Annotated in this window: 7 protein-coding genes; 1 reads left to right on the top strand and 6 read right to left on the bottom strand. The window is 66.5% G+C overall.

The features are described from left to right. Positions 1 to 346: 346 nt before the first annotated feature. From QZY44_RS21220 to QZY44_RS21235, 4 genes are all read right to left on the bottom strand, one after another. On the bottom strand, positions 347 to 1,135 hold the full coding sequence (locus QZY44_RS21220) for an ABC transporter ATP-binding protein (protein WP_295451664.1): 789 nt from the start codon (positions 1,133 to 1,135) through the stop codon (positions 347 to 349). A gap of 16 nt (positions 1,136 to 1,151) precedes the next feature. Beyond that, positions 1,152 to 2,015 (bottom strand): cobalt ECF transporter T component CbiQ, encoded by an 864-nt coding sequence (gene cbiQ / locus QZY44_RS21225; RefSeq protein ID WP_295451669.1) that lies wholly within the window; start codon positions 2,013 to 2,015, stop codon positions 1,152 to 1,154. A 21-nt stretch (positions 2,016 to 2,036) separates the two neighbouring features. Further along, positions 2,037 to 3,134, bottom strand: a complete 1,098-nt coding sequence (gene cbiM, locus QZY44_RS21230; RefSeq protein ID WP_295451673.1) for a cobalt transporter CbiM — start codon at positions 3,132 to 3,134, stop codon at positions 2,037 to 2,039. Between the two features lie 251 nt (positions 3,135 to 3,385). Further along, positions 3,386 to 3,805: a rubrerythrin family protein gene (locus QZY44_RS21235; RefSeq protein ID WP_295451679.1), complete on the bottom strand. Its 420-nt coding sequence runs from the start codon at positions 3,803 to 3,805 to the stop codon at positions 3,386 to 3,388. Positions 3,806 to 3,998: 193 nt separating this feature from the next. Between QZY44_RS21235 and cpdA the strand changes: the two genes are divergently transcribed. Further along, positions 3,999 to 4,886 carry a 3',5'-cyclic-AMP phosphodiesterase gene (cpdA, locus tag QZY44_RS21240; protein WP_295451684.1) on the top strand — a complete coding sequence of 296 codons (888 nt, stop codon included), beginning with the start codon at positions 3,999 to 4,001 and terminating at the stop codon, positions 4,884 to 4,886. 34 nt (positions 4,887 to 4,920) lie between these two features. On the opposite strand, the gene QZY44_RS21245 is transcribed toward cpdA, so the two are convergent. Together QZY44_RS21245 and QZY44_RS21250 are read right to left on the bottom strand one after the other, a co-directional pair. Beyond that, positions 4,921 to 5,895, bottom strand: a complete 975-nt coding sequence (locus tag QZY44_RS21245; RefSeq protein ID WP_295451689.1) for a LysM peptidoglycan-binding domain-containing protein — start codon at positions 5,893 to 5,895, stop codon at positions 4,921 to 4,923. A gap of 10 nt (positions 5,896 to 5,905) precedes the next feature. Continuing rightward, positions 5,906 to 7,267, bottom strand: coding sequence for a TrpB-like pyridoxal phosphate-dependent enzyme (locus tag QZY44_RS21250; protein WP_295451694.1), 1,362 nt, complete (start codon positions 7,265 to 7,267; stop codon positions 5,906 to 5,908). Positions 7,268 to 7,617: the final 350 nt, after the last annotated feature.

The raw sequence follows: 7,617 nt of genomic DNA on the forward strand, positions 1-7,617 counted from the left end.
TATTGGGGGAGGGCCGGGGAGGGGAACGGCCAAGGCGCCCGCCACTTTCATCTTGCGGGGTGGTGCGGGCGCCATGGCCGTTGCCGTGAAAGTCGCGCCGGGAGCGCGCTCCACTTCTCCCTCTCCTATTGGGGGAGGGCCGGGGAGGGGAACGGCCAAGGCGCCCGCCACTTTCATCTTGCGGGGTGGTGCGGGCGCCATGGCCGTTAGCCGGCCCGGCGTGCAGGTGCCACTGCTTTTCCTTGGATATCGACCGGCTAAGACTCGACCTCCTGTTGTGGACGGGCCGCCGCTGGCCGGAACGATGACGGTCAAAGTCGAGCCGCGTCAGCGCTCGAAATCGGTCTCACGGGTGCGGTGTGGAGTCGATGTGCACATGCGATAGATGGGTGGCACGCAGCAAGGCGCGATTGCCCAGGATGTCCCCCGGCGTGCCTTCGGCCACCAAGCGTCCGGCCTGGAGCACAAAGCAGTAGTCAGCAATCTCGGCCACGATGTCGAGATTGTGGGTGGCCGTGACAACAGTGCGGCCGGTGCCCCGGCAACCGGCGAGGAAGCGGACAACCTCGCTCTGGCTACGCGGGTCCAGCGCGGCGGTGGGCTCGTCCAGCAACAGCACGTCGGGCCGCGTGATCAGCACGGACGCCAGCGCAACCCGCTTCTTTTCGCCGCCCGAGAGCCGGTGCGGCGAGCGGTGTTTCAGTCCCGCAATCGCAAACTGGGCGAGCATCGCGTCCACGCACCGCAGGATTTCCTCTTTTTCCCAACCGAGCTGGAGCGGCCCAAAGGCCAGTTCGTCGAAGACACTCGGATTGAAGAGTTGGACCTCGGGACTCTGGAACACCAGACCGACCCGGCGCCGGAAGGCATAGGCGAACACCTCCTGCTGCATACGCTCATCGGACAGGTCATCGCCGAATGCGGCCAGGCGCCCCCGCTCGGGAAAGCACAATGCCGCGAGTAGACGCAGCAGGGTCGACTTACCGGAGCCGTTGGCACCCAACAATGCGATGCACTGGCCGGCCGGAATGCACAGGCTCACCCCATTCAGGGCGCGAATGTCCTGATAGGCATAGTGCACGTCGACCAACTCGAATGCTGATGCGGTTTGTGGGTGCGGTGCGGCAGCGTGCATTCGGTGCGATCACCAATCAAGGGTAAAGCCATTGCCAGGCGATGGCTACTGCCGCGACGGCCAGAAAGCCAGTCAAGGCAAACCAATCCCAGACGTGGATTCGGAAATCATCGAGCAGTCGAACTTCGCCGCGATAGCCACGCGCGATCATCGCCAGATGGACCTCCGTGGCGAGGTGTAATGACTTTTCGAGCAAGACAACAATACTGGCCATGGCCATCCGACGGCGCTCCGGGCCAGGCAGCGGACCCATGACGCGACTGCGCTTTGCCTCGAATAGTTGCACGCTGGTTTCCAGCAGCACAAAGATATAGCGATGGGTCATGCCCAATATGGCGACCAGCACGAGCGGCATTCCCAGACTGCGCAGCGCCTTGAGCACCTGCGGCCAAGGGGTGGTCAGAATCACCAATAATGCAAAGGTGGCCGCCGTTTCGGCGCGCCCGATCAGGAAGGCCGCACCCCGCAGCCCCTGCCGGGTGATGGCCCAGTCCAGCAACGGCACTACGGCCACCGTGTCGCCTGGGACCAGAACGATGGCCGGAAGCGCCAGCGCCCCCGTGAACAGGAGCACACCGGTCCAGACCTGGCCGGCAAGGCGCCGCAGGGTCATCCGCGAGGCCAAGGCCAGGGCGGTCGCAAAGGCGAACAGCCCGGCCAAGGCGACCAGCGATTTCACAAAGACCGCGGTCACGATGAGCAACAGCAGCCCGAGGGTCTTGATCCGCGGGTCCAGGCGCTGGAGCATGCCGGGACCCGCGGCGAGTTGCTCGGCGTCGACCGCGTGATCCATCGCGTCCAGCAAACCGCGGAGCAACCGTTCCAGAAAGTCACGCCGTCCGCGGCGATGACCACCGCGCAGATACGATTGTTTCCCCACGCTCTCAGCAGGCCCCTGTCGTCATGGATTCGGTGCCGCCCGCGGTCGCCGAGCGCCTGCGAGTAGCCCCCACAGCAGCAGGACGCTCAGCACGACGAGCCCAGCACCGAGCGTGGCGGAGAGGATGTAACCGAAGTATTCGTTGTGCATGAAGGCGGGCGCATAGTCCGGCATAGGCGCCGTCCAAAAACTCGACAGCCGTTCCATCCCCTGCGGGACGGCCGCGGGTGGTGCGACATGGCCCGAGGCTAATGCAATCTGCGCGCGCACCGCCGCATCCCTAAAGCCATCCACGCCCCATTCTCCCCAGGCAATCCCCGCAGCCAGCAAACCCAAAGGACTCGCAATCAACAGCGCCGCAAGCCCGGCCCAAAGGGCGCGGGTAGGGCGCCAACCGGCCGGGGGGGTCGCCGCCTTAGTGCCGCCGATCGCGGTGACTGGCGGCACCGACGGCGACAGCAGACGCGGATCCACCTTCTGCACATAGGCCACGACACCACCCGAGATCACCGCCTCCGCAAGACCCGCCAAAGACAGGTGTCCGATCATCATCGCGGGGATGGCAATTGCCAATGCATAGGGTGCATAGAGTGGCGCGCCGGCGGCGTCATGAAAGAACAACGGCTGGATACCGAACGCAACCGCGGCCAGCAGCGCCGCCACGTTGATCGCAAGATAGCCGGCGGCGGCGGCCGCAAACACGCGGCGCCGGGAGGTCAGCGGCGTGTTGCCGCAGATCAAACGATAGACCCCATAGGCGACCAGCGGGCCAACGATTGCCATGTTGACACAGTTCGCCCCAAAGGTGGTGATCCCCCCGTCACCGAAGAAGAGCGCCTGGATGAACAGCGCGATGGAGATCGCGAGCATCGCCGCCCAGGGACCCAGCAGGATTGGTGCCACGGCGAGTCCGACCGCGTGCCCCGTGGTCCCGCCGGGCAATGGCAGATTGAACATCATGATCACGAACGAGAACGCCGACACCACCGCGACCGTGGGCAGGAGGCGCGTCTGCAGCTGGGCCTTGATCATGCGCAACGCGACGAACCAGAAAGGCGCCGCCACGACGTAGGCACCCGCGCAGGTCAAGGGACTCAGATAACCATCAGGAATGTGCATTGTTCGGCGCTCCTCAGGCAAAATACAAAGGCCAATTTTGTGCTATTCCAAAAAAAGCAGTTTGGCACCCAGCAACCGAAAATGGCATAGTTCCAGCAAACAAAGCAACCCGCCCGCGGTCGCGGTCGGCGCCGCACAAGAAAAAGGCGGGCGGACGACGGTCAGTGAGACCGATCGTGTTATTCCGAAAAAAAGGGGCGCCAAGCGCCCCTTTGATTCACACCACGCAACGCGCTGACCCGTCCGATGGATCAGGATTCGAGGTGGTCAAGCGCCTTCTGGAAGCGGTTGGCGTGTGAGCGCTCGGCCTTGGCGAGCGTCTCGAACCAGTCGGCGATCTCCTCGAACCCCTCGGCGCGGGCGGATTTGGCCATCCCGGGGTACATGTCGGTATACTCGTGGGTTTCGCCCGCGATGGCGGCCTTGAGGTTGGCGGCGGTGGGGCCAATCGGCAGCCCGGTGGCGGGGTCGCCGACCACCTCCAGATATTCCAGATGACCGTGGGCGTGGCCGGTCTCGCCCTCGGCGGTGGAGCGGAACACGGCCGCCACGTCGTTGTAGCCCTCCACGTCAGCCTTTTGGGCAAAATAGAGGTAACGGCGATTGGCCTGGGACTCGCCCGCGAAGGCCTCTTTGAGATGTATTTCGGTCTTGCTGCCCTTAAGTTCCATAGCGGTCTCCTCGGTTGAATGAGGCGGTTGAATGGGGTTGTGCGCACCTGCGCCGGATACATAGTGGCGCGCAGCGCATTTCCCAACGCCTTGGTGCCACCCGCACGGCGGAACTGTGATCAGGTGCCGGACGGGGCGGGCGCCGCGTTGCTATCTTGGCTACAAGGTCCTTGACAGGAGACCCGTCACGCCAATGGCCGATACCAGAATGCAAAACGCAGCACCTTCCGTTCCCCGCCCGCGCCGGCCAGCCCCATTGAGCGCACCGGACGAGACCCGGCCGCCGCCCCATCGTCCCCTGCGACTGATCCAGATCACCGATTCGCACCTGTTTGCCCACGCCGAGGGCCGGCTGCTGGGACTGAACACCCGATGCACCTTCGAGGCCGTCCTGTCACTGGCCTTGGAGGGGACAACCCCCGCCGACGCCCTGGTGATGACGGGGGACCTGGTCCAGGACGAGACCGGCGAAGGCTATGCCTACCTGGCGCGGATGCTGGAGGCCACCGGGCTGCCCTGTTTTTGCATCCCCGGCAACCACGACCGCCGGGACCTGATGGAGCAGTGGCTGGGAGCGGCGGCGATGGGGCCGATCGCCGATAACCGCATCGACGGCTGGCACCTGATCTTCCTCGACTCGACCCTGCCCGGAGAGGATGGCGGACGGCTCACCGCGCGCCAGGTCCACCACCTGGACGCCCTGCTGGAACGCGACCCCAGCCGCCACTGCCTGGTCTTCCTCCACCAGCAGCCGGTGCCGATCGGCAGCGCCTGGATGGACACCATGGGGGTGGCCAACGGCGCCCAATTGCTGGCGGTCTGCAATCGTCACCCACATGTTAAGTCAGTGATCTGCGGCCACATCCACCAGGAGTTTGCGCAGGCCCATGGGCATTACCAGATCCTTGGCACCCCCTCCACCTGCTTCCAGTTCCGCCCCGACAGCCCGAACTTCGCCCTGGATGAGCGCACGCCGGGATACCGGGATCTGTGGCTGCATGCCGACGGTCGACTGACGACCCGGGTCGTGCGCCTGCCGCAGTACCCGCAACCGCCGTCATTCGACGCGACCGGGTATTGACCCGCCCGACGACGGGCGGCGGCACCCAACGGGCTCATGGGATCACCAGCGTCAGCCCCGGCGTCAACCGTTTGGAGTCAGACAGGACGTTGCGATTGGCCTCCCGGATCGCGCGCCACCGGGAACCGTCCCCATAGAAATGGTTGGCGATCACCACCAGGGTGTCGGCTGGCCTTATCTGGTAGACGCTGCGCGCACCGGCCACCTGGGCCGCGATAAACTGGTGATGATGCAGCCGCTGTTCGGCCGCCCGCAGCGCCTGGCGCGCCTGGGGGTCGCCACTGCCCCCGGCCCGGGCGAGCGCCTCCCGCAGGGCCGCGGCCGCGGCGGCCGACTGGGCCTGGGCCGCCTCCAGCGTGAGGGCACCACCCGCGGGGGCGGGGACCTGGGCACGCAGGACCTGGAGGCGCGCATCCCGTTCAAGCAACTGGGCTCGCAGGTCGGCTTGCGACACCTGCGCCTCGCGCAGCCGCGCCTGATGGGCCGCTTCGATCCCCTGCTGGTCGGCCTTGAGTTGTTCGAGTTGGTGCTCCAGCGCCACGCCTTCCTGCGCCTGGGCCGCGCTCTCGGTGATGAGACGCCCGACCTGCGCCTCGGCCGCGGCCAGTTGCTCCTCGACGCGCATCAGACGCGCCTCTAGGGCGGTCTTGGCATCGCGCAACAGGTCGATCTCCTGGACGCCCTCCGCCAGCCGCCGCTCCGCCTCCATGCGCGCCTGATCCGCCGCCTTACGGGCCGCCGCGGACTCCCGCAGCTTGACCTCCAGGCCGTGGACGCGCTCGCTGAGCGCCCCCAACTGGACCGCCGGGTGGTCCGGCAACTGGGCCTGATCCCCGACCTGAGCAGACGGCGGCGGCGGCCGGGCCGGCGCTTCCTGCGCGCGCGCACCGAGCGTTGTGCCAGGAGCGATGGCGAGCAGGGCCAGCCCAAGGCCCAGGGCGCCCCAGTACACCAGGGCGCCGGGGCCGCCCCGCGCGGACGCTCGGGTCGGGCGCAGTCCGTCGCGCATAGGCCGCATGTCAGCCAACCACGGGCAGACCGGCCAGGGCCATCGCCACCTCGGATTCGTCGTACACCAGGTCCTTGAGCTTGCCCGCCAGATAGTCCGTGTAGGCCTGCATGTCGAAGTCGCCGTGACCGGACAGCATGAACAGGATGGTCTTGGCCTCCCCGGTCTCCCGGCACTTGATGGCCTCGTCGATCGCCGCGCGCACCGCGTGGTTGGACTCGGGCGCCGGGACGATGCCCTCCGCCTTGGCAAACTGGATGCCGGCCGCGAAGCACTCCAACTGGTTGTAGGAACGCGGGGAGATATAGCCCAGCTTGGCCAGGTGGCTGACCTGGGGCGCCATGCCGTGATAGCGCAGCCCGCCCGCGTGGAAGCCCGGGGGCACGAAGCTGGAGCCCAGCGTAAACATCTTGCACAGGGGGGTCAGGTGGGCGGTGTCGCCGAAATCGTAGGCAAACTGGCCCTTGGTCAGGGTCGGGCAGGCGGAAGGCTCCACCGCGATGAACTGCATATTGCCGCCCTCGCGCAGTTGCTTGCCAAGATAGGGGAAGGCCAGCCCGGCAAAGTTGCTGCCGCCACCGGTGCAGCCGATCACCATGTCCGGATGGGCCCCGGCCATGTCCATCTGCTGCATGGCCTCGATCCCGGCCACCGTCTGGTGCAGCAGGACGTGGTTCAGCACGCTGCCCAAGGCGTACTTGGTGTCATCGCGCTGGGCCGCCACTTCCACCGCCTCGCTGATGGCGATCCCCAGGCTGCCGGTGCTGTCCGGGTGCTCGGCCAGCACGGCGCGGCCCGACGCGGTGGTGGTGCTGGGACTCGCGATGCACTGGGCACCAAAGGTCTCCATGAAGGCACGCCGGTAGGGCTTCTGGTTGTAGCTCACCTTGACCATGTAGACGATGATCTCAAGCCCGAAGAAGGACCCGGCCAAGGCCAGCGAGGAGCCCCACTGACCGGCGCCGGTCTCAGTGGCGATGCGCTTCACACCCTCGATCTTATTGTAAAAGGCCTGCGGGATCGCGGTGTTGGGCTTGTGGCTGCCGGCCGGGCTGACCCCCTCGTACTTGTAATAGATCTTGGCCGGGGTGTTCAGGGCCTTTTCCAGGCGACGGGCACGAAAGAGCGGCGACGGGCGCCACTGACGATAGACCTCGCGCACCGGCGCGGGGATGTCGATCTCGCGCTCGGTACTCATCTCCTGCTCGATCACCGCCCGCGGGAAGATCACCCCCAACTCGTCCGCCGTGATCGGCTGCTGGGTGCCGGGGTGCAGCACCGGGTCGAGCGGGACCGGCAGGTCCGCGTTGATGTTGTACCAGTGCTTGGGCAGGTGTTCTTCGTCGAGCAGGTACTTGACCGTGTCGCTCATAGCTCTCTCGGGTCTCGTCGGTGGGTACAGGAGTCGGGGGCGGGTGCCGGCGGCTCGTCGGAACTGCGCAGTTTGCCAGGTTCCTTGCGCGCGCGCTTTACTGAGCGTCTGGACGGGCGGTGGTGAGGGTGAGGTCGCGCCTCCCGGAGAGGGTGGTGCGCGCGCATTGTTTACGGCATAGGGGAACCTGCCCGCGCGCTGCGCTGGTGGACACCGCTGCGCGTCCCGCTCTGGTGACACCGCTCCAGCGGTGTCACCCATGTGTCGGCCGCTGAGCGGCCGGCAGCGGTCGGCCTCGCGGCGCAGAGCGCCAGACACAGGCGTGACACCGCTAGAGCGGTGTCACGAGA

This window comes from uncultured Thiodictyon sp., assembly GCA_903837595.1.
In the GTDB taxonomy this organism is placed as follows: domain Bacteria; phylum Pseudomonadota; class Gammaproteobacteria; order Chromatiales; family Chromatiaceae; genus Thiodictyon.

Bases quoted from the DNA above. Each gene is read 5' to 3' on its own strand.
- QZY44_RS21245 (WP_295451689.1), bottom strand. From the start codon at position 5,895: ATGCGCGACGGACTGCGCCCGACCCGAGCGTCCGCGCGGGGCGGCCCC.
- cbiM (WP_295451673.1), bottom strand. From the start codon at position 3,134: ATGCACATTCCTGATGGTTATCTGAGTCCCTTGACCTGCGCGGGTGCC.
- cpdA (WP_295451684.1), top strand. From the start codon at position 3,999: ATGGCCGATACCAGAATGCAAAACGCAGCACCTTCCGTTCCCCGCCCG.
- QZY44_RS21235 (WP_295451679.1), bottom strand. From the start codon at position 3,805: ATGGAACTTAAGGGCAGCAAGACCGAAATACATCTCAAAGAGGCCTTC.
- QZY44_RS21220 (WP_295451664.1), bottom strand. From the start codon at position 1,135: ATGCACGCTGCCGCACCGCACCCACAAACCGCATCAGCATTCGAGTTG.
- QZY44_RS21250 (WP_295451694.1), bottom strand. From the start codon at position 7,267: ATGAGCGACACGGTCAAGTACCTGCTCGACGAAGAACACCTGCCCAAG.